Source organism: Streptomyces sp. NPDC057950 (assembly GCF_042887295.1).
Classification (GTDB): Bacteria; Actinomycetota; Actinomycetes; order Streptomycetales; family Streptomycetaceae; genus Streptomyces; species Streptomyces kaempferi.
Window position 1 is genome coordinate 155,816 of sequence record NZ_JBHVPP010000001.1, and the last position, 19,995, is coordinate 175,810.

21 protein-coding genes are annotated in these 19,995 nt (G+C 71.6%); 9 read left to right on the forward strand and 12 right to left on the reverse strand.

The annotated features are described in order from the left end of the window. Nucleotides 1-72: 72 nt before the first annotated feature. Complete coding sequence (locus ACFVTC_RS00750; protein WP_168526968.1) at nucleotides 73-801, reverse strand: type 1 glutamine amidotransferase; 729 nt, start codon at nucleotides 799-801, stop codon at nucleotides 73-75. A 19-nt stretch (nucleotides 802-820) separates the two neighbouring features. Next, entirely contained in the window at nucleotides 821-2,059 is a 1,239-nt protein-coding gene (locus ACFVTC_RS00755) for a MurT ligase domain-containing protein (protein WP_390122514.1), read from the reverse strand. 154 nt (nucleotides 2,060-2,213) lie between these two features. Here ACFVTC_RS00755 and def point away from each other — a divergent pair, with 154 nt between their 5' ends. Beyond that, a complete protein-coding gene (gene def / locus ACFVTC_RS00760) occupies nucleotides 2,214-2,753 on the forward strand; it encodes a peptide deformylase (RefSeq protein WP_390122516.1) in 540 nt (179 codons plus the stop codon). A gap of 16 nt (nucleotides 2,754-2,769) precedes the next feature. On the opposite strand, the gene ACFVTC_RS00765 is transcribed toward def, so the two are convergent. Next, nucleotides 2,770-3,414 carry a TetR family transcriptional regulator gene (locus ACFVTC_RS00765; protein ID WP_148008033.1) on the reverse strand — a complete coding sequence of 215 codons (645 nt, stop codon included), beginning with the start codon at nucleotides 3,412-3,414 and terminating at the stop codon, nucleotides 2,770-2,772. Nucleotides 3,415-3,583: 169 nt separating this feature from the next. Between ACFVTC_RS00765 and ACFVTC_RS00770 the strand changes: the two genes are divergently transcribed. Continuing rightward, nucleotides 3,584-4,813, forward strand: coding sequence for an acyl-CoA dehydrogenase family protein (locus ACFVTC_RS00770; RefSeq protein ID WP_390122518.1), 1,230 nt, complete (start codon nucleotides 3,584-3,586; stop codon nucleotides 4,811-4,813). Between the two features lie 46 nt (nucleotides 4,814-4,859). On the opposite strand, the gene ACFVTC_RS00775 is transcribed toward ACFVTC_RS00770, so the two are convergent. From ACFVTC_RS00775 to ACFVTC_RS00785, 3 genes are read right to left on the reverse strand one after another with little or no spacing between them, the layout of a single operon-like run. After that, nucleotides 4,860-5,381 (reverse strand): cupin domain-containing protein, encoded by a 522-nt coding sequence (locus tag ACFVTC_RS00775; protein WP_390122520.1) that lies wholly within the window; start codon nucleotides 5,379-5,381, stop codon nucleotides 4,860-4,862. Between the two features lie 7 nt (nucleotides 5,382-5,388). Then, nucleotides 5,389-6,603, reverse strand: a complete 1,215-nt coding sequence (locus tag ACFVTC_RS00780; protein WP_390123718.1) for a cytochrome P450 — start codon at nucleotides 6,601-6,603, stop codon at nucleotides 5,389-5,391. Nucleotides 6,604-6,608: 5 nt separating this feature from the next. Further along, nucleotides 6,609-7,727, reverse strand: a complete 1,119-nt coding sequence (locus tag ACFVTC_RS00785; protein WP_390123720.1) for a type III polyketide synthase — start codon at nucleotides 7,725-7,727, stop codon at nucleotides 6,609-6,611. A gap of 144 nt (nucleotides 7,728-7,871) precedes the next feature. Here ACFVTC_RS00785 and ACFVTC_RS00790 point away from each other — a divergent pair, with 144 nt between their 5' ends. Continuing rightward, the gene (locus ACFVTC_RS00790) at nucleotides 7,872-8,546 is read left to right on the forward strand and encodes a transcriptional regulator (protein ID WP_390122522.1); all 675 of its coding nucleotides are present in this window, start codon (nucleotides 7,872-7,874) and stop codon (nucleotides 8,544-8,546) included. A 581-nt stretch (nucleotides 8,547-9,127) separates the two neighbouring features. Here the strand turns inward: ACFVTC_RS00790 and ACFVTC_RS00795 are convergent. The 5 genes from ACFVTC_RS00795 to ACFVTC_RS00815 all read right to left on the reverse strand — a co-directional run bounded on the left by ACFVTC_RS00795 (nucleotide 9,128) and on the right by ACFVTC_RS00815 (nucleotide 13,843). Then, complete coding sequence (locus ACFVTC_RS00795; RefSeq protein ID WP_390122524.1) at nucleotides 9,128-9,367, reverse strand: DUF6213 family protein; 240 nt, start codon at nucleotides 9,365-9,367, stop codon at nucleotides 9,128-9,130. A gap of 25 nt (nucleotides 9,368-9,392) precedes the next feature. Then, complete coding sequence (locus tag ACFVTC_RS00800; RefSeq protein WP_390122526.1) at nucleotides 9,393-10,787, reverse strand: NADP-dependent succinic semialdehyde dehydrogenase; 1,395 nt, start codon at nucleotides 10,785-10,787, stop codon at nucleotides 9,393-9,395. Nucleotides 10,788-10,861: 74 nt separating this feature from the next. After that, on the reverse strand, nucleotides 10,862-11,326 hold the full coding sequence (locus tag ACFVTC_RS00805) for an NUDIX domain-containing protein (protein ID WP_390122528.1): 465 nt from the start codon (nucleotides 11,324-11,326) through the stop codon (nucleotides 10,862-10,864). Then, nucleotides 11,323-12,861, reverse strand: coding sequence for an ATP-dependent DNA ligase (locus ACFVTC_RS00810; protein WP_390122530.1), 1,539 nt, complete (start codon nucleotides 12,859-12,861; stop codon nucleotides 11,323-11,325). The genes ACFVTC_RS00805 and ACFVTC_RS00810 overlap by 4 nt, the downstream gene beginning before the upstream one ends. A 43-nt stretch (nucleotides 12,862-12,904) precedes the next feature. Beyond that, nucleotides 12,905-13,843 (reverse strand): NAD(P)/FAD-dependent oxidoreductase, encoded by a 939-nt coding sequence (locus ACFVTC_RS00815; protein WP_390122532.1) that lies wholly within the window; start codon nucleotides 13,841-13,843, stop codon nucleotides 12,905-12,907. A 77-nt stretch (nucleotides 13,844-13,920) separates the two neighbouring features. Here ACFVTC_RS00815 and ACFVTC_RS00820 point away from each other — a divergent pair, with 77 nt between their 5' ends. From ACFVTC_RS00820 to ACFVTC_RS00845, 6 genes are all read left to right on the forward strand, one after another. Then, on the forward strand, nucleotides 13,921-14,493 hold the full coding sequence (locus tag ACFVTC_RS00820) for a helix-turn-helix domain-containing protein (protein WP_390122534.1): 573 nt from the start codon (nucleotides 13,921-13,923) through the stop codon (nucleotides 14,491-14,493). Between the two features lie 109 nt (nucleotides 14,494-14,602). Then, nucleotides 14,603-15,580, forward strand: a complete 978-nt coding sequence (locus tag ACFVTC_RS00825) for an NADPH:quinone oxidoreductase family protein (RefSeq protein WP_390122536.1) — start codon at nucleotides 14,603-14,605, stop codon at nucleotides 15,578-15,580. Further along, a complete protein-coding gene (locus ACFVTC_RS00830; protein WP_390122538.1) occupies nucleotides 15,577-16,785 on the forward strand; it encodes an acyl-CoA dehydrogenase family protein in 1,209 nt (402 codons plus the stop codon). The genes ACFVTC_RS00825 and ACFVTC_RS00830 overlap by 4 nt, the downstream gene beginning before the upstream one ends. Continuing rightward, nucleotides 16,782-17,885 carry an acyl-CoA dehydrogenase family protein gene (locus ACFVTC_RS00835; protein WP_390122540.1) on the forward strand — a complete coding sequence of 368 codons (1,104 nt, stop codon included), beginning with the start codon at nucleotides 16,782-16,784 and terminating at the stop codon, nucleotides 17,883-17,885. The genes ACFVTC_RS00830 and ACFVTC_RS00835 overlap by 4 nt, the downstream gene beginning before the upstream one ends. A gap of 175 nt (nucleotides 17,886-18,060) precedes the next feature. Next, nucleotides 18,061-18,948, forward strand: coding sequence for a phosphatidylinositol-specific phospholipase C/glycerophosphodiester phosphodiesterase family protein (locus ACFVTC_RS00840; RefSeq protein WP_390122543.1), 888 nt, complete (start codon nucleotides 18,061-18,063; stop codon nucleotides 18,946-18,948). Between the two features lie 103 nt (nucleotides 18,949-19,051). Further along, on the forward strand, nucleotides 19,052-19,246 hold the full coding sequence (locus tag ACFVTC_RS00845; protein ID WP_148008049.1) for a hypothetical protein: 195 nt from the start codon (nucleotides 19,052-19,054) through the stop codon (nucleotides 19,244-19,246). Nucleotides 19,247-19,475: 229 nt separating this feature from the next. Here ACFVTC_RS00845 and ACFVTC_RS00850 read toward each other — a convergent pair whose 3' ends face one another. Next, on the reverse strand, nucleotides 19,476-19,829 hold the full coding sequence (locus ACFVTC_RS00850; RefSeq protein ID WP_390122545.1) for a DUF779 domain-containing protein: 354 nt from the start codon (nucleotides 19,827-19,829) through the stop codon (nucleotides 19,476-19,478). Nucleotides 19,830-19,995 lie beyond the last annotated feature (166 nt).

Below are 19,995 nucleotides of genomic sequence, written 5' to 3' on the forward strand. Positions count from 1 at the left end.
CGGACTGCCGGACTGCCGGACTGCCGGACTGCCGGTTCACGCGGTGGCGCGTCCCGGTGGTGGCCGGTCGGCTCAGGCCGGCTGCTGGGCGGAGGCGATGCGCTCGCCCCGGAGCGCCTCGTACCAGCGGTCGTCGATCGGCGGCAGCGCGTTCACGTCGAGCGCCAGCTTCAGCAGCAGGTCGGCGATCTGCGGGTTACGGGCGAGCACGGGCCCGTGCATGTAGGTACCGAAGACCGTGTCGTTGTACGCGCCCTCGGTGCCGTCGCCCGTGCCGTTGCCCTTGCCGAGCCGCACCTGCGCGAACGGGCGCGCGGTGGGGCCGAGGTGGGTGACACCCTGGTGGTTCTCGAAACCGGTCAGCTGCGGCAGGTTCAGGCGCGGGTCGATGTCGCCGAGCACGTCGCCGACGCAGCGCTCTCCCTCGCCCCGCGTCGAGACCACGTCGAGCAGACCGAGGCCCGGCTCGCGCTGCCCGAGGTCGTTGATGAACTCGTGGCCGAGGATCTGGTAGCCGGCGCACACCGAGAAGACGATCGCGCCGTTGCCGACCGCGCGGTGCAGGCCCCCGTCGCGGCGCAGCCGCTCCGCGGCGAGCCGCTGCGGCCGGTCCTCGCCGCCGCCGATCAGATAGATGTCACCGGAGGTGGGGATCGGCTGGTCGCTGCGCACGTCGAGGCGGGCGACGTCGAGTCCGCGCTGGCGGGCCCGGCGTTCCACGACGAGCGCGTTGCCCTGGTCACCGTAGGTGCTCAGCAGGTCCGGATAGATCCACACCAGACGCAGGCTGTTGTCACTCATTCTCTTCGTCCTCCGTGGCTCAGTTGCCGACACGACGCCTCAAATCCTGGAACGCGGTGTAGTTCGCGATGACCTCGATGCGGCCGGGCGGCGCGAGCTGCACGGCCTGGTCGAGGGTCTCGCAGACCTGGAAGGACTGGTTGGCGACCTCGAGGCGCACCGCGAGGTCGAGCTTTCGATCACCGAGGACGAAGATCGGGTGCCCGGTCAGCCGGGTGTAGTCGACGTCCCACAGCCAGGAGGTGTCGGTGCCGTCGGCGCCCCGCGCGTTCACGGACAGGATGACCGGGGTGGGCGGCGGGTCGATCAGGGAGAACGTCTCCAGCCAGCCCGCGGGGTTCTTGGCGAGCAGCAGACGCAGGTCGCGCTGCATGAACTGCACCACGTCGTAGCGTCCGGCCACCGCCTGCACCTGGTACATGCGCTCCAGGGCGACCTGCGGGGGCACTCCGAAGACGGCGGCGACGGCGGCCGACGAGGCGGCGTTCGCCTTGTTGGCACGGCCGGGCAGCTGGAGGTGGATCGGCCAGGCGGAGCCGTGCGGGTCGAGGACGTGGTCGCCGGAGAGCGCCCAGGTCGGCGTCGGACGGCGGAAACCGCAGTCGCCGCAGAACCAGTCGTCGCCGGGGCGCTGCATGACACCGCCGCAGGACGGGCAGGACCAGGCGTCGTCCTTCCACATCTGACCGGCCGCCACCCACATGACGTTCGGCGAGGAGGACGCGGCCCATACGACCAGGGGGTCGTCGGCGTTGGCGACCACGACGGCCTTGGAACCGGCAAGACCCTCACGCCAGTGCTCGGCCATCATCCGGGTCTCGGCGGCCCGGTCGAGCTGGTCGCGGGAGAGGTTGAGCAGCGCGATGCACTTCGGGTCGGTGTCGCGCGCCACACCGGAGAGGTACTTCTCGTCGACCTCGATGACCGCGAACTTGGCCTCCGAGCCGCCGGCCAGCGCCGAGGTGATGCCCGCGGGCATGTTGGCGCCGAGCGCGTTGGACACGACCGGGCCCGCGGCGCCCAGTGCCTCCGCGATCAGCCGGGTGGTCGTGGTCTTGCCGTTGGTCGCCGACACCAGGATCACGTCCAGGTGTGTGGCGAGCCTGGCCAGCAGGTCGGGGTCGAGCTTGAGTGCCACCCGGCCGCCGATCACCGATCCGCTGCCGCGTCCGGCGGCCCGCGAGACGGCCGCCGCCGCCTTGCCCGCCGTCACGGCCAGCTTGGCCCGCGGCGTCAGCGGGTCCGAGTTGCCTGACATCGTTTCTCGATCCTCCTTGCGTACGCGCCGCGCCTCTGCCCCCGGCACCGTGTGGGCCTCAGCCTATCGAGATCCACTCACGTGCCCGAATCGCGGCACCACGACGGTGCCCGCGCGACGTTCGCGCGCCAGTAAGGACCGTACCCTTGCCGCCATGCGACACGGCTCCATCCCCGGCTCCCGAGGGCGCGTCCGCCCGGTGACCCTGCTCGGCGACCCCGTCCTGCACGCGGCGTGCGAGGAGGTCACCGACTTCGGCCCCGAACTGGCCCGGCTCGTCGAGGACATGTTCGCGACGATGTACGCGGCGCGGGGCGTCGGCCTCGCCGCCAACCAGGTCGGTGCGGCCCTGCGGGTGTTCGTGTACGACTGCCCGGACGACGACGAGGTCCGTCATCTGGGACATGTGGTGAACCCACGTCTTGTCGAGGCGGATGGTGTGGTCCTGCGTGGTCCTGAGGGCTGTCTCTCACTGCCGGGCCTGGAGGCGGGCACCGAACGGTACGACCATGCCGTCGTCGAGGGGTTCACCGCGGACGGGGAGCCGGTGCGGGTGCACGGCACGGGATGGTTCGCCCGGTGCCTGCAGCACGAGTACGACCACCTGGAGGGTGGCCTTTACGTGGACCGGCTGAGCGGGTGGCGCCGGCACCGGGTGATGCGGCAGGCGGCGCGGGCGCCTTGGGGCGGGTGAGCCTCGTCGCCCGGCCTCAGAACCCGGGACCTCCGACACGGTCTCCCGCCGCGGCCAGCCGGCCCCACAGAAGATCGGCCAGGCTCCGCACCAACTCGGCGCGTGTGCACGGCCGCTCGCCCAGCCACCAGTCCCCGGCGGCATGCATCATGCCGACGATCCCGTGGCCCCACACGCGCGCCAGCTGCTGACTGCCCGGACCGAGATCCACCCGTTCCTCGATGACCTCGGCCAGTTCCTCGCCCATGCGCCGCAGCAGCGGCGCGGAGTGCTTGCCCACGTCGAAGCCCGGGTCACCCGGCTGTCCGCCCTCGGAGGGGTGCATCAGGAAGCGGTACACCTGGGGGCGTGCCTCGATGGCCGCCAGATAGGTGTCGAGGGTCGCCTCCACCCGCTCCCGGCGCTCGGCGGGCGCGTCCAGCGCGGCCCGCAGCGCTCCGAGGAGGGCGTCGGTGTGCCGCTTGGCGAGCGCCGCGTAGAGACCGCCCTTGTCGCCGAAGTGCCGATACAGGATGGGCTTGGTGATGCCCGCCTCGGCGGCGATGGCGTTCATCGAGGCGCCGGGGCCGTCGCGGAGCACCACTCTGTCCGCGGCCTCCAGCAGCTCTCGCCGGCGGCGGTCGGCGGACCTCTGCTGATCGGTCCGCTGTGTGGTGTCCATGATCTCTCCCCACCCATGGTGATTCGGTGACGCCTGCGCAAACTAACACTCATCAGCCCATGCACATCGAACGGGCTGCCGGGCGGGCCTCGGGAGTTGACTTTCTCTACTGGTCAGTAACAGACTCCAGTTACCGCAAGTAACATTTTAGTGCACCGCTGGAGGGGACATGGCCGAGTTCACCATGGAGCTCAACGACGAACAGAAGGAGGTCCGCGACTGGCTCCACGGGTTCGCCGCCGATGTGATCCGCCCCGCGGCCGCCGAGTGGGACGAGCGTGAGGAGACTCCCTGGCCGGTCATCCAGGAAGCCGCGAAGGTCGGAATCTATTCCCTGGACTTCTACGCCCAGCAGTACTTCGACGCCACCGGCCTCGGAATACCGATGGCCATGGAAGAACTGTTCTGGGGCGACGCGGGCATAGCGCTCTCCATTGTCGGCACCGGTCTCGCCGCCGTGGGCGTCCTCGCCAACGGCACCGAGGAGCAGATCGGTACCTGGATTCCCCAGATGTACGGGGATGCCAACGATGTCAAGGTCGCGGCCTTCTGCTCCTCCGAGCCCGACGCCGGCTCCGACGTCGCCTCCATGCGCACCCGGGCCGTGTACGACGAGGCCAAGGACGAATGGGTCCTCAACGGCACCAAGACCTGGGCGACCAACGGCGGTATCGCCAACGTGCACGTCGTCGTCGCGGTCGTCGACGCGGACCTCGGCTCCAAGGGCCACGCCTCCTTCATCGTGCCGCCGAGCACCCCCGGTCTCTCGCAGGGCCAGAAGTTCAAGAAGCACGGTATCCGCGCCTCGCACACCGCCGAGGTCGTCCTGGAGGACGTCCGTGTCCCCGGTTCCTGCCTGCTCGGCGGCAAGGAGAAGCTGGACGAGCGGCTCGCCCGCGCCCGTGAGCGGGCCAGGGCGGGTGGCGGTGAGCGCGTGAAGAACGCCGCGATGGCCACGTTCGAGGCGTCCCGTCCGGCCGTCGGCGCGATGGCGGTGGGCACCGCCCGCGCCGCGTACGAGGTCGCCCTCGACTATGCGATGACCCGCGAGCAGTTCGGGCGGCCGGTCATCGACAACCAGGGTGTCGCGTTCCAGCTCGCCGATATGCGTACCTCCATCGACGCGGCGCGCCTGCTGGTGTGGCGTGCTTCGTGGATGGCGGTCAACGGCAGGCCGTTCACGGCGGCCGAGGGATCGATGTCCAAGCTGTTCGCGAGTGAGACGGCGAAGAAGGTCACCGGACAGGCGATCCAGATCCTGGGCGGCAACGGCTACACCCGCGAGTACCCGGTGGAGCGGATGCACCGGGACGCCGCCATCTACACGATCTTCGAGGGTACGAGCGAGATCCAGCGGCTGGTGATCGCGAGGACGCTCTCCGGGATGCCGATCCGGTAGTGGCGGGGCGCCGGCCTCACCGGTGCTTCAGAGCGGGGCGCCGGCCTCACCGGTGCTTCAGAGGGGTGAGCTGTTCGATGTCGTACCGCTTGCGCAGCGCCTCGATCGCCGCGTGATCCGGTGGGCCCCCGTTGCCCAGGATCTCCAGCAGCTCCTCGAAGTAGCGCTCGTGGTCCGGCGGCGGTGACGCCTGGAAGAACAACTTCGCCGGTGTCTCGGTGGGGTTGGAGAAGGCGTGCGGGCAGCCCGGCGGGACGACGATGACCGTGCCGGGTGTCGCCCGGACCACCCGGCTGCCCGAACGCGACTCCCACTTCTGCCAGTTGTCGGGTGTGCGGATCCGGGGTTCGAAGGCGAGCACGTCCAGCTCGCCTTCGAGCACGTAGAACAGTTCCTCGCTGCGGGTGTGCACATGGGCGCCCACGTCGAACCCGGGCGGCACCAGTACCTCGAAGGTGGAGGCCGTGCGGGAGTGCGAGCCGGTCACCTTGAACGTCACGTGCTGGGCGGGCGTCCGCACGACCCGGCCGTGACCCGGCGGTACGAGGAGTCCTTCGGGCGCGGTCATCGTCCGCTCACCACCTGACGGGCAGGGCCTCGGGGCCGCGGATCAGCGCTCCCTTTCTGAACGGGACCTGTTCCGGGGCGACGGCGAGCCGCAGGCCCGGCATCCGGTCGAGGAAGGCGTCGACCAGGAGCTCCGACTCCAGCCTCGCGAGCATTCCGCCCGGGCAGTAGTGCGGGCCGAAACCGAACGCCACATGCGGGTTGGGACTGCGGGAGAAGTCGATGGTCTCCGGGTCGGAGAAGACCTCCGGGTCGCGGTTCGCGGCCAGGTACGACACGTAGATCGCCTCGCCCGCCCGGATCCGTACGCCCTTGATGTCGACGTCCTCGGTCGCGATGCGGGACAGACCCACCGCGCTGCGGTGCGGGATGTAGCGCAGCAGTTCGTCGATGGCCTGTGGGCGGATGTCCGGCTCGGCCCGCAGCCGTTCGGCCAGGTCCGGGCGGGTCAGGAGGAGGAAGAACAACTGCCCGCAGTTGTTGGTGACCGCCTCGCCGCCGATCTGGAGGAGGACGGCGAGTCCGACGGCCTCCTCCAGGGTGATCTCGCCCTGGCCCACGGCCGCGCCGAGCAGCGAGGTGACGTCCTCGTCGGTACTGCCCCCGCGGTCGCCGATGAGCTTCGCGAAGTAGGACCCCATCTCGTTCTTCGCCTTCTCGCTGACGTCGGCGCCGTGCGAGGAGGACAGGATGAACTGGGTCCAGCTGTGCATGGTGTGCCGGTCGATGGCCGGCACCCCCATCAGCTCGCAGATGACGGCGATCGGGAAGGGGCCGAGGACCGTCTCGGTGAGATCGGTGGGCGGACCGTCCTGGAGCAGCTCGTCGATCAGCTCGTCGAGCAGCCGCCGGGACTTCTCGCGGACCCGTTCCACCCCGCGCGCCGTGAAGGCGGCGGCCACCGAGCGGCGCAGCCGGGTGTGGTCGGGCGGGTCGAGGAAACCCACCGCTCCGCGGGCCGGGATGAAGTGCGGGGCGAGCCGGGTGACCGGATGGTCCATGACCGCCTCACGGCTGAACCGGGGGTCGTTGGCGACCATGCGCACGTCGTCGTGGCGGGTCACCAGCCAGGCCCAGCCCTCGCCGTTGGGCAGCTTGACCCGGGTGACCGGGCCCTCGCGCATCAGCTCGGCCAGCACGGGGTCGAACTCCACGCCGGACAGGTCGAGGGCGGGCCAGTCGCGGACGGCCGGGACCGCCTCGGCGATCGTCTCTTCGGTCATGCCGCTCATGCCGGCTCCCCGTCGTTGTTCCAGCGGCCCAGAGACATCTCGGCGGTGATGCCGGGACCGAAGCCCGCGAGGAGTCCGCGCGAGGCGTGCTCGGCGCCGCCCTCGTCGAACAGCCGGCGCGCGGCGTCCAGGACGACGGCACTGGCGATGTTGCCGTACTCGGTGAGCGTGGCCCGGCTGAACCGGAAGGCGTCCGGCGGGACCTCGAGGAACTTGCTGAGGTCGTCGAGGATCCGCGGGCCGCCCGCGTGGATGATGTAGAAGTCCAGGTCGGAGGCGTCCCAGCCGTGCTGTCGGGCGAGCGAGTGGAGGGCGGGGGCGAGCGGCTCCATGGTCCCCGGCACCCGCTTGTCCAGCAGGAAGTGGAAACCGGTGGCCCGGACGTCGTACATGATCCACTCTTCGGTCTTGGGGATCAGGTACGAGCCGTTGCGTTCGAGCTTGATCCCGGTTCCGCCGCGGCCCCGGACGACGGCCGCGGCGATGCCGTCGCCGAACAGTCCGTTGGACAGCAGGGAGCCGACGCCGAGGTCGGTCGGCTGGTAGCAGAGCGAGCAGAACTCGCAGGCCACGATGAGGGCGTTGCCCTCGGGGTAGGCGGTGCAGAAGTCGTGCGCCCGGTTGATCGCGGCGCCGCCCGCGGCACAGCCCAGCTGGGCTATGGGCATCTGCCGGGTGTCGCTGCTGAAGTCCATCGTGTTGATCAGCCAGGCCGTGAGCGAGGGCATCATGAACCCGGTGCACGACACGTAGATGATCATGTCGATGTCGGTGGTGAGGAGTTCGGCGTCGTCCAGCGCGCGCTGCACGACCGCGGGGACGCGGGCCTTCGCCTCGCTCTCGTAGACCTTGTTGCGGTCCTCGAAGCCGGGGTGCTTGAGCGTCTCTTCGATGGGCTGCACGATGTGCCGGGTCTTGACACCGGTGTTCTCGATCAGTCGCAGTGCCAGCGGCAGTTGGGGGTGGTCCGGGTGGCGGGAGCTCGCCAGTTCCAGCGTCTCCTCCATCGTGATCACGTGTTCCGGGACGGAGACCGAGGGTTTGCACAAAGTCGCCATTGAGCGCGCCTTCTTTCGCCTTCCGGGGAACTCGCGTCCCCCGGCGGAAGGATGGATCACCCACGATGCGAAGGGTGGTCCACCCACGATCACCCGGAAGCGTGGGGATATCGCGTCGGACTACTCCATTGCGGGGAATTTCGGGACGAAGTGGGATGCTGGTGGAAGGTCCCCCGGACAGGCGAATCGAAGGAGTACGTCATGGCGCGCACGGCCAGGGAGCTGCTGGAACGCACGGCCGGGAAACTCGCCCCGGACCCCCATGCCAACCGGCTGCTGCCGCTGATCGCCCGGGGCGCGGCGCGGCGCTCCACGCTCACCGCCCTCGCCCTGGAACAGGGCCATGTGATTCCCGCGGACCGCCGGGCGTTCCTGCATCTGGCCGAACGGCCGGACACCGGACCCGACGGCGCGGCCTTCTTCACCGAGCTCGCGGAGGGCGAGGCCCTCGCCCTGGACCGGCTGGCCGCCTACGCCGACGCCTGCGGGGCGGACGAGGCGAGAAGGGCGGCGTACGAGCCGCTCGCGGGCTGTCAGAGCTATCCCGCGTATGTCGCCTGGCTCGCCATGAACGCTTCACCCGCTGACGTGGTCCTGGCCCTGACCGCCAACTTCGCGGCCTGGGGCGGCTATTGCGGGACGATCGCCGAGGCCCTGCGCCATCACTACGGCTTCGACGACGAGGCCTGCGGCTTCTTCGACCACTTCGCCGAGCCCGCGCCGGAACTGCGGCAGCGGGCGCTCGCCGCCGTGCAGGAGGGGCTGGGGGCCGACCGGATCGACGAGGGCCGGGCACATCACCACGGGTGTCTGCTCCAGGCCTACGAGACCGCCTTCTGGCACGCCCTGTGGGAACAGGACCAACGCGTGGCGTGACACGCCCTCGGGGCCCGGCACCGTCGGCGCCGTCGGGATCAGGGTCGCACCGGGCGCCAGGCACGCCCTGTGGGAACAGGGCCAACGCGTGGCGTGACACGCCCTCGGGGCCCGGCACCGTCGGCGCCGGCGCCGTCGGGATCACGGTCGCACCGGGCGCCAGGCACGCCCTGTGGGAACAGGACCAACGCGTGGCGTGACACGCCCTCGGGGCCGGACACCGTCGGCGCCCGCGCCGCCGGGATCACGGTCGCACCGGGCGCCAGGCACCCCGGTGAACGAACGACCACGCACTCCGGGACCCGGTTCGAGCCCCGCTCCCGGGACCGCGCCGCGGAGCGGCCCCCGGCTTGAGGGGGCGGGACCGGCTCAACTCTTCCGGGGCGCGGGCCGGTCCCCGGCTTTTCGGGGCACAGGGTCAGGCGGGGCTCTGAGGGCCGTGGGGGTCAGGCGGTGCTTTGAGAGGCGCAGGGTCGGGTAGGGCTTTGAGGGGCGCGGGGAACTGCGCACCCGGCCACAGCCACGACGGACCCGCACCCGAAGAAGACACCCCTGTCACCCACAACCCCACCCCTCCGACCCTAGCCGGAGGCGCCCCCGCTGCTGTGGGCGATGCACGCCACATCGATCCGGTCGGCGAGCTTGGCGAGTTCGATGGTCAGCTCCGCCACCGTGTCCTCGTCGAGCCCGCCCTCGCCGGCCTCCACCAGACGCAGCCACCGGCCGCCCAGCGTGCGCAGCAGTTTGCTGACGTCGGCGGCCGCCACCTGCAACGTGCCGCGGTCGTCGACGATCAGAGGCAGGGTAACTTCGCGGTTCACACAGGGGATCGTAGCCGTGGAACGCTCACGCTCCGTGCCATACCGTGGTGATGTTGCAGAACTCGCGGATCCCGTGCTCCGCGAGCTCGCGACCGTAGCCGGACCGCTTCACCCCGCCGAACGGGAACGCCGCGTGCGAGGCCGTCATCCCGTTGACGTACACGGCCCCCGCCTCCAGATCCCGTACGAACCGGTCGATCTCGCTCTCGTCGCGCGTCCACACGTTCGAACTCAGGCCGAACGGCGTGTCGTTGGCGAGTGCCACCGCCTCGTCCAGGTCGGCGGCGCGGTACAGCGTGGCGACGGGACCGAAGGTCTCCTCCTGGTGGACGCGCATCTCGGGGGTGATGTCGGCGAGGACGGTCGGCGCGTAGTACCAGCCGCGCTCGCCGAACCCCTCGGGGCGCTCACCGCCGCACAGGACGCTCGCACCGTTCTCCACCGCGTCGTCGACGAGTTCCTCCAGATCGCGACGGCCCTGCTCGCTGGAGAGCGGACCGACGTCCGTGTCCTCGTCCAGCGGGTCGCCGACCTTCAGGGCCGCCATGCCCGCCGTGAAGCGCTCGGCGAAGGCGTCGAACACGTCCGTGTGGACGATGAACCGCTTGGCGGCGATGCACGACTGCCCGTTGTTCTGCACCCGCGCGGTCACGGCGGTCCGTGCCGCCCGGTCGACGTCGGCGGACGGCATCACGACGTACGGGTCGCTGCCGCCGAGCTCGAGGACCGTCTTCTTGATCTCGTCCCCGGCCACCGACGCGACGGCGCGCCCGGCAGGTTCACTCCCGGTGAGCGTCGCCGCCCTGACCCGTGGGTCGCGCAGGACGTCCTCGACGGCGCCCGAGCCGATCAGAAGCGTCTGGAAACAGCCCTCGGGGAAGCCCGCCCGACGGAACAGGTCCTCCAGGTAGAGGGCGGTCTGCGGCACGCTGGAGGCGTGCTTGAGCAGGCCGACGTTGCCCGCCATCAACGCGGGCGCGGCGAACCGGATCACCTGCCAGAGCGGGAAGTTCCACGGCATGACGGCCAGGACCGGGCCCAACGGGCGGTAGCGCACCAGCACGCGGGAGGCGCCGGAGTCCTTCACGTCGGAGTCGGCGGGAAGCTCGTCGGCGAGCAGCGCGGCCGCGTTGTCGGCGTACCAGCGCATCGACTTCGCGCACTTGGCGGCCTCCGCGCGGGCCTGCTTGACGGGCTTGCCCATCTCCGTGGTCATCACCCGGCCGATGGCGTCCTGGTCCGCGTCGAGGAGGTCGGCGGCCCGGTGCATCAGGTCGGCCCGTTCGGCGAAGGACGTGGTGCGATAGGTGCGGAACGTGGTCTCGGCCGTCTCGAGCCTGCGCTCGATCTCCTCGGCGCCGAGCGCGTCGTACGTCCTGAGCGTCTCGCCGTTCGCCGGGTTCACCGTCGCGATGGGCATGGCCGACCTCCTGGAGCGGGCTGTTCCTCGACCCTCGCGCGCGCCGGGGCGCGGCGCAACGCGAAGGGGGCTGCTCAGTCCTGGTGCTCCGCCAGCCGGTCCACAAACGCCACCTGCGCCGGAACCATGACGGCCCGCGCCCGGTCCAGGCCGAACCACTCCACCCGGTCCAGTTCGGGGAACTCCTGGCGGTGCCCCGACCTCGGCGGCCACTCCATCTCGAAGGTGCCCGGGACCACGGTCGCCGGGTCGAGGTCCGCCTCGATCGCCCAGGCCGTGACGACCTTGCCGCCCGCCTGCCGGACCTCGCCGAGCGGCACCGCAACCCCGTCGGGCGGGGGCAGTCCCAGTTCCTCCCGGAACTCGCGGCGCGCGGCGTCCCAGGCGGTCTCGTCGGGCTCGTACTCGCCCTTGGGCACGGTCCACGCCCCGGCGTCGCGGCGGGCGAAGAACGGGCCGCCCATATGGCCGAGCAGTACCTCAAGGCCGTCCTCGGCGCGCCGGTACAGCAGCAGTCCCGCGCTGCGCCTCCCCGTCACGGGGCCACCTCCGGATGCGCGGCGAGCAGCGCCGCGACGGTATCCGCCCCGTCGGCGGTCTTGTCCTCGCGATAGCGCACCACGCGGGCGAAGCGGAGGGTGACACCGGCCGGGTACCGGGTCGACCGCTGCAGGCCGTCGTAGGCGATCTCGACGACGAGTTCGGGGCGTACGGTCACGACATGGCCGTCGTCCCCCACGGCCAGCTCCTGGAGCCGCCCGGTCTGCCAGGCCAGCACCGCGTCCGTCATGCCCTTGAAGGTCTTGCCGAGCATCACGAACGACCCGTCCCCCGCACGCGCGCCGAGGTGCAGGTTGGAGAGCTTTCCGGTGCGCCGCCCATGGCCCCACTCGGCGGCCAGGACCACGAGGTCGAGGGTGTGCACGGGTTTGACCTTCAGCCAGGAGGCGCCGCGGCGGCCCGCGCTGTACGTCGCGTCCAGGGCCTTGACGACGACTCCCTCGTGGCCGCGGCGCAGGGTGTCGGCGAGGAACTCCTCCGCCGCGGCGAGGTCCGCGGGTCCCTCGACGAGCGCGCGCCGCACCCGCATCGGCTCGGGCACCAGACGCGCGAGCGCCGCGTGCCGTTCCGCGAAGGGCAGGTCCAGCAGATCCTGGCCGTCCGACGAGAGGGCGTCGAAGAAGACGGGTGAGACGGGTACGCTCCGCGCGGCCGTGGCCACATCCACCCGTGAGCCCACACGACCGGCGGTCTCCTGGAAGGAACGCGGTCGCCCGTCCTCGTCCAGTGCGATGACCTCGCCGTCCAGGATGAACCGGCTGTCCCGCAACCGCAGGGCGGCCGCGGTGAGTTCGGGGAGACGGTCGGTGATGTCGTCGAGGGTGCGGGTGTAGATCCGTACGTCGTCGCCGTCGCGGTGGAGCTGTACCCGGATGCCGTCGAGCTTCTCCTCGACGGCACACGCCCCCAGCTTGTCGACGGCCTCGGACACGGACGCGGCGCTGTGCGCGAGCATCGGCAGCACCGGACGGCCGACGGTGAGCCGGAACCCGTCCAGCGCCCCGGGGCCCTCGGCGAGCAGCGCCCGCGCCACCGTCCGCAGCGACCCGGCGAGCATCACCGCCCGGCGTACGTCGGCGGCGGGCGCGCCGGTCGCCCCGGCGAGCCCCTCCACCGCGATCGCGTCCAGCGCTCCCTGCCGCACCTCGCCGGTGAGCAGCCCGAACAGGAAGCGCTGCTCGCTCTCGGTGGCCGCCGCCCGCAAGGCGTCCACCAGACGTCCGCGCGCGGCCTGCGAGCCGGTGCCCGTCACCGCGCCGATCTCCGTCAGCCGGGCGTCCACGTCCCGCACGGTGAGCGTGGCCTCGGCGGCGGGCGGTACCGGACGGCTCAGCAGCTTCCAGCCGATGCCGAGCCGCCCCTGCGGTAGGCGCCCGGCGAGATACGGGATCACGATCGGTACGTCGTCCGCGTCGGCGTCCCGGAACAGCTCGGCGAGCAGAGCGATCTTCCGGGACCGCGCGGAGGCGGCGGCGACCTCCTGGGACACGTGGGCGAGCCGGCTCAGCAGCATGCAGCCATGGTGCAACGCGGACGGGCGGTCCACACCCCGGCGTTCAGTCCCGTCGCGGGACGGCGTCGAGGTCGGCGAAGAGCAGCTCTCCGTTGAGGGTGGCGGCCGCGCGGTAACCGGCGCTCGCGGCGTTCACCACCTGCTCGGCGAAGGCGGCCGCGTTGCCCGCCGCCCAGACGCCCGGCACGCTCGTCAGCCCGGTCTCGTCGACCACGGGATACGTGCCGAACGGGGTCTCGCGCAGCTCGGCCCCCAACCGCTCGAAGAGGTCGTTGCGGGGGACGGCGCGCGGAGCCACGAACAGCACCGAACGGGCGTGCGACGAGCCGTCCGTGAGCCGGACCCCGGTGAGCCGGTCCTCCTCGACGACGAGCGCGGCGACCTCGCCGGGCACCACGGCGACCCCGGCGGCGGCGAGCCGGCGCCGGTCGTCGGGCGACAGCTCCTCCTCGGCCACCTCGTGCAGGAACAGGGTGACGTCCTTCGACCACTGGGAGACCATCAGCGCCTGGTGGACACCCGTCGCCGAACCGGCCAGCACCCCGAAGGCCTCGTCGCGGACCTCCCAGCCGTGGCAGTACGGGCAGTGCAGCACGTCCCGCCCGAAGCGCTCGGCGACACCCGGCACCGTCGGCAGCTCGTCGGCCAGCCCGGTGGCGAGGACCAGCCGTCGCGCGTACGCCGTCCGCCCGGACTCGAGCGTCACCCGGAAGTCCCCGGAGCCGATCCGGATCACGTCGAGGGCCCGGTCCCGGACCAGTTCGACCCCGTAGCGCGCGACCTCCTCGCGTCCCAGGGCGAGGAACTCGGCGGGCGGCACGCCGTCCCGGGTCAGATAGCCCTGCAGATGCGCGGCGGGCGCGTTGCGCGGCTCGCCCGCGTCGACGACGAGCGTGCGGCGCCGTGCCCGTCCCAGCACCAGAGCCGCGGACAGCCCGGCCGCGCCGCCTCCGACCACGACGGCCTCGTACTTGTCGGTCATGGTGACCACCTCCGAGAAGACCGTCGCCCGACCGTTCACGGATTGACAAACGGCTTTGCCGAAACTGCAATGCCCGTATGACCACGGATGAAGTCCTCGCCGACGTCGGACCCCGGCTGCGCCGGATCAGGAAGGAGCGCGGTGCCACGCTGGCCGGGCTGTCGGAGGTGACGGGGATCTCCGTCAGCACCCTCTCCCGTCTGGAGTCCGGGCTGCGCAAGCCCAGTCTGGAACTGCTGCTGCCGATCGCCCGCGCCCACCAGGTGGCGCTCGACGAACTGGTCGGAGCGCCGCCGGTCGGCGACCCGCGCGTCCGCTCCGAACCGATCGTCCGCAACGGCCGCACGCACTGGCCCCTGACGCGGCAGCCCGGCGGACTCCAGGCGTACAAGGTGCTCGAACCGCAGCGCGAGCTCGACCCGGACCCGCGGACCCACGAGGGCTACGAGTGGCTGTACGTGCTCTCCGGGCGGCTGCGACTCGTGCTGGCCGAGCACGACGTGGTGCTGGGGGCCGGAGAGGCCGCCGAGTTCGATACGCGTGTTCCGCACTGGTTCGGGTCGACGGGGGAGGGGCCGGTGGAGTTCCTGAGCCTGTTCGGGCCGCAGGGGGAGCGGATGCACGTACGGGCCCGGCCGACCCGCCGGTGAGACGGGCCCTTTCGCGCGCGTGACGCACGAGACTGTTCCCCGATCGGCAAGCGACCGCTTAGTATGCGGTCGACCCCGGTCAGACGAAGCAGTCCCGTGGAGGCCCCGCATGCAGGCATGGCAAGTGCACCAGCTCGGCGAACCGAGCGAGGTGATGCGGCTCCAGGACGTGGAGCGGCCGGTCCCCGGTGACGGACAGGTCCTGCTCAAGGTGCGCGCGGCGAACATAAACTTCCCGGACGCGCTGATGTGCCGCGGGCACTACCAGGTCCGGCCGCCGCTGCCGTTCACACCCGGCGTCGAGATCTGCGGCGAGACCGAGGACGGGCGCCGCGTGCTCGCGAACCCCGCACTGCCCTACGGCGGATTCGCCGAGTACGCCGTCGCGGACGCCGCCGCCCTGCTGCCCGCCCCCGACGCCCTGGACGACGCCGAGGCGGCGGCCCTGCACATCGGGTACCAGACGGGGTGGTTCGGTCTGCACCGCCGGGCCGGCCTCGAAGCGGGCGAGACCCTGCTCGTGCACGCGGCCGCGGGCGGCGTCGGCAGCGCCGCCGTACAGCTCGGCAAGGCGGCCGGGGCCACCGTCATCGGTGTCGTCGGCGGAGCCGACAAGGTCGCCGTCGCCCGGGAGCTGGGCTGCGACGTGGTCATCGACCGGCGCGGCCAGGACGTCATCGCCGCCGTGAAGGAGGCCACCGGCGGCCGGGGCGCCGACGTGATCTACGACCCCGTCGGTGGCGATGCCTTCACCCAGTCCACCAAGGTCGTCGCCTTCGAAGGCCGGATCGTCGTCGTCGGCTTCGCCAGCGGGACCATCCCCAGCCCGGCGCTGAACCACGCCCTCGTGAAGAACTACTCGATCCTCGGTCTGCACTGGGGCCTGTACGGCACCAAGAACCCCAAGCTGATCCAGCACTGTCACGAGCAGCTCACCGAACTCGCCACGCGGGGTTCGATCAAGCCGTTGATCAGCGAGCGGGTGCCGCTGGCCGGTGCCGCCGCGGCCGTGCAGCGCGTCGCCGACGGCGTCACCACGGGCCGGGTCGCCGTGCTGCCCTCACTTGAGAACGGAGCCTCGGCATGACCGACGCCGCACACCGGGGCGGTGCGCCCGACGCCACCGAACTGCGCCGCCGCACCAGGGAGTTGCTGGCCGCCCACCCGCCCCTGGAGACCGGACGGACGGCCTTCCTGGAGGCCCGCTTCGACGCCGGACTCGCCTGGGTGCACTACCCCGAGGGCCTCGGCGGACTCGGCGCCCCGCGCACCCTCCAGGCCGTCGTGGACGCCGAACTCGAGGCCGCGGGCGCACCCGACAACGACCCCCGGCGCATCGGCATCGGCCTCGGCATGGCCGCGCCGACGATCCTCGGCTTCGGCACCCGGGAACAGAAGGAGCGCTTCCTGCGGCCCCTGTGGGTCGGCGAGGAGGTCTGGTGCCAGCTGTTCAGCGAGCCCGGCGCCGGATCGGACCTGGCCGCGCTGGGTACGCGCGCGGTCCGGGAGGGCGACGACTGGGTGGTCGACGGCCAGAAGGTCTGGACGTCCAGCGCCCATCTGGCCCGCTGGGCCATCCTCATCGCCCGCACCGACCCGGACGTCCCCAAGCATCGCGGCATCACCTACTTCGTCTGCGACATGACCGACCCGGGCGTCGAGGTACGGCCGCTGCGCCAGATCACCGGCGAGGCCGAGTTCAACGAGGTCTTCCTCACCGGCGTACGCATCCCCGACAGCCACCGCCTCGGCGACGTCGGCGACGGCTGGCGGGTCGCGCAGACCACGCTCATGAACGAGCGCGTGTCCATCGGCGGCATGCGCATCCCGCGCGAGGGCGGGATGATCGGCCCGGTCGCGAAGACCTGGCGCGAGCGGCCCGGACTGCGCACCCACGACCTGCACCAGCGGCTGCTGAAGCTCTGGGTCGAGTCCGAGGTCGGCCGACTCGCCGGCGAGCGGCTGCGCCAGCAGCTCGTCGCGGGACAGCCCGGCCCCGAGGGCTCCGGCCTGAAGCTCGGCTTCGCCCGGCTCAACCAGGAGATCAGCGGCCTGGAGGTCGAACTCCTCGGCGAAGAGGGCCTGTTGTACGAGGACTGGACGATGCGCCGCCCCGAGCTGGTCGACTTCACCGGCCGCGACGCGGGCTACCGCTACCTCCGCTCCAAGGGCAACAGCATCGAGGGCGGGACCAGCGAGGTCCTGCTGAACATCGTCGCCGAACGCGTGCTGGGACTGCCGTCCGAGCCGCGCACCGACAAGGACGTCGCGTGGAAGGACCTCGCCCGATGACTACGCAGGGCACGCAACCCGATCTGCTGTACTCGGAGGAGGAAGAGGCGCTGCGCGCCGCCGTGCGCGACCTCCTCGCCGACCACTGCGACGCCGGCCGTGTCATCGCCCGCACGGAGTCGGACACGCCCTACGACCCCGCGCTGTGGAAGGCGCTCTCGGACGGGATGGGCCTGGCGGGCCTGCTGGTGCCCGAGGCGCTGGGCGGCCAGGGGGCCACCCACCGTGAAGTCGCCGTGGTCCTGGAGGAGTTGGGCCGAGCCGTCGCTCCCGTGCCCTATCTCACGAGCGCCGTCGTGGCGACCGAGGCGCTGCTGGCCTGCACGGGGGAGGACGTCGACGCCCTGCTGACGGAGCTGGCGTCCGGGCGGACCGTCGGCGCGCTCGCCGTCGCCCTCTCCACGGCACCGGACGGTGCCCACCGGACCGTACGCGACGAAGACGGCCTGCTGTACGGCGAGGTGACGGGGATCGCGGACGCGACGGCGGCGCACGTGCTGCTGGTCCCGGCGGCGGACGGCGGCCTGTACGCGGTGGACGCGAGCGCCGTCACGGTCACACCGCAGATCTCGCTCGACCTCACCCGGCCGCTCGCCACGGTCACCCTCGACGGGGTGCGGGGCCGCCGACTGGGCGACGCCGGACCCGCCGTACGACGGGGCCTGCGGGCCGGCGCCGGACTGCTCACCTCCGAGCAACTCGGGCTCGCCGACTGGTGCCTCACGGAGACGGTCCGCCACCTCAAGGAACGCAAGCAGTTCAACCGGCCCGTCGGCGGCTTCCAGGCGCTCAAGCACCGGCTCGCGCAGCTGTGGCTCGAGGTCGTCAACACGCGGGCCGCCGCCCGCAACGCCGCCGACGCGCTCGCGGCAGGCAGCGCGGACACCGACGTGGCGGTCGCCGTCGCCCAGGCGTACGCCGCCCCGGTCGCCGTCCACGCCGCCGAGGAGGCACTCCAGCTGCACGGTGGCATCGGCATGACCTGGGAGCACCCGGTCCACCTGTACCTGAAGCGCGCGAAGGCGGACTCGATCGCCTACGGCACGGCGGGCGCGCACCGTGAGGCACTGGCGCGGCTGGTCGACCTCCAGGCGCCCTGACCGCCAAGCTCACGTGAAGCCCGTCCCACCTGGGGCGGGCTTCCCGGTGTGCGCCGCCGCGACGAAGTGAACCCATGACGGCAGTCCGGCCAACTCCCCACACCTCACCGCTCCTTGGCTTTCGCGCGCCTCATACTCGCCGGTATCCGGTACGGCACTTCCAGGGAGGCAGAGCATGGACCGCACCACCCGTCGCAGAGCCCTCACCACCCTCGGCGCCGCCCTCGCGGGCGCCGTCGCGCTGCCCGCCGTGCACGCGCGAGCCGACGAACGGGGACACGGCGGGCGCCCGCTGTGGCGCGCCCACGCCCACAACGACTACGACCACCCGCGTCCCCTGTTCGACGCCCTCGCCCACCGCTTCGGGAGCGTCGAGGCCGACATCTACCTCGTCGGCAACCAGCTCCTCGTCGCCCACGATCCCGTCGATCTCGATCCGACCCGCACCCTCGAAGCGCTCTACCTCGACCCGCTCGTCTCCCGGGTCAGGGCCAACCACGGCTCCGTGTACCGGGGTTACCGCAGGCCGCTGCAGCTCCTGATCGACATCAAGACCGAGGGCTCCTCGACATACCTCGAACTCGACCGTCATCTGCGCCGCTTCCCGAACCTGTTCACGACCTACGACCACGGCCGGGTGCGCCCCGGTCCGGTCACGGCCGTCATCTCCGGCGACCGCGCCGCCCGCACCCCCATGGAGGCGCAGAACCTGCGGCGTGCCTTCTACGACGGCCGGCTCACCGACCTCGGCAGCGCGGCGACCGCGTCCTTCGTCCCGCTCATCAGCGACAACTGGACACTCAACTTCACCTGGCTCGGGGACGGCCCGTTCCCCGAGGCGGAGCGCGCGAAACTGCGCGAGATCATCGCGGCGGCGCACTCACGTCGGCAGAAGGTGCGGTTCTGGGCCACACCCGACCTCGCGGGACCGGCCCGGGACGCGCTGTGGCGCGAACTGCTGGCCGCCGACGTCGACTTCTTCAACACCGACGACCTCGCCGGACTCGAGGCGTTCCTCGACACACACGAACGGACACGCGAACAGCCGCACGAGCGGTCATAGACACCACACGTTCGGAGGACACGTCAGCCGCCCGGACGAACCCTCCGCTACGCGACACTTGCCGCCGAAAGCCGCGGTGTCGACGTGGCGGAGGAGGTTGACGATGGCCATTTCCATCTCTGTGGTGGTACTGCTGCTGATCCTCGCGGTGGTGTTCCTGCGCAACGGCGCGCTGAAGCCCTCGCACGCGGTGGTGTGCGTCCTGCTCGGCTTCTTCCTGTCGGGCAGCAGCATGGCGCCGACGATCCAGAACGGGCTCACGGCCACGGCGGACATCGTGAGCAGTCTGCATCCCTGACCTCAGTCCCGTGGGACGACGCCGACGCCGTCGGGCAGACGGCCCGAGCCGCGCCCACCGGTGCCGCCTCCCGCCAGGGCGGCACCGGTGGGCGCGCTGCATGCCGGGAGAATCGCCGGTACGGTTTTGAACCGTCCGCCACGGCGTGCGACAGCGGCCCCTGACGTCCCGTCGAACGCGCCGCGATCAAGGGGCGTCGACCGGAGGGCGATGCCCGGCGAGGCGGCCCTCAGCCGACGACGCGGGAGCGAATGAGGAAGCGCACTCCCTCGGGAGCCTCCAGCGAGAAGCCGCTGCCCCGGCCCGGGACGACGTCGACGGTGAGCCGCGTGTGACTCCACAGCTCGTACTGGCTCTTCGACATCCAGAACGTCACCGGTTCGTCGAGCCCCTCCACCTCCAGCTCCGCGAGCAGGATGTCGGAGCCGCCGGTGCGGAACTCGCCCGCCGGATAGCACATGGGCGCACTGCCGTCGCAGCAGCCGCCCGACTGGTGGAACATCAGCGGGCCGTGGACCGCCCGCAGCCGCCGCACCAGGTCGGCGGCCGCCGGAGTGAGCGTTACGCGCGGGACGACGTCCATCGGGGATCTCCGTCGGGTCGGGGACGAACGGTGACAGGGGCGGGAGCCGGCCGTGGTGGAGAGCGGGGCGGGCCACCGTGCATCCGACCATCCGGCAGGTTGCGAGAGGGTTGCACGAATCGAAAGCGGCGACGCGGGGAGGCACGGCCCCACCAGGAGACCACCC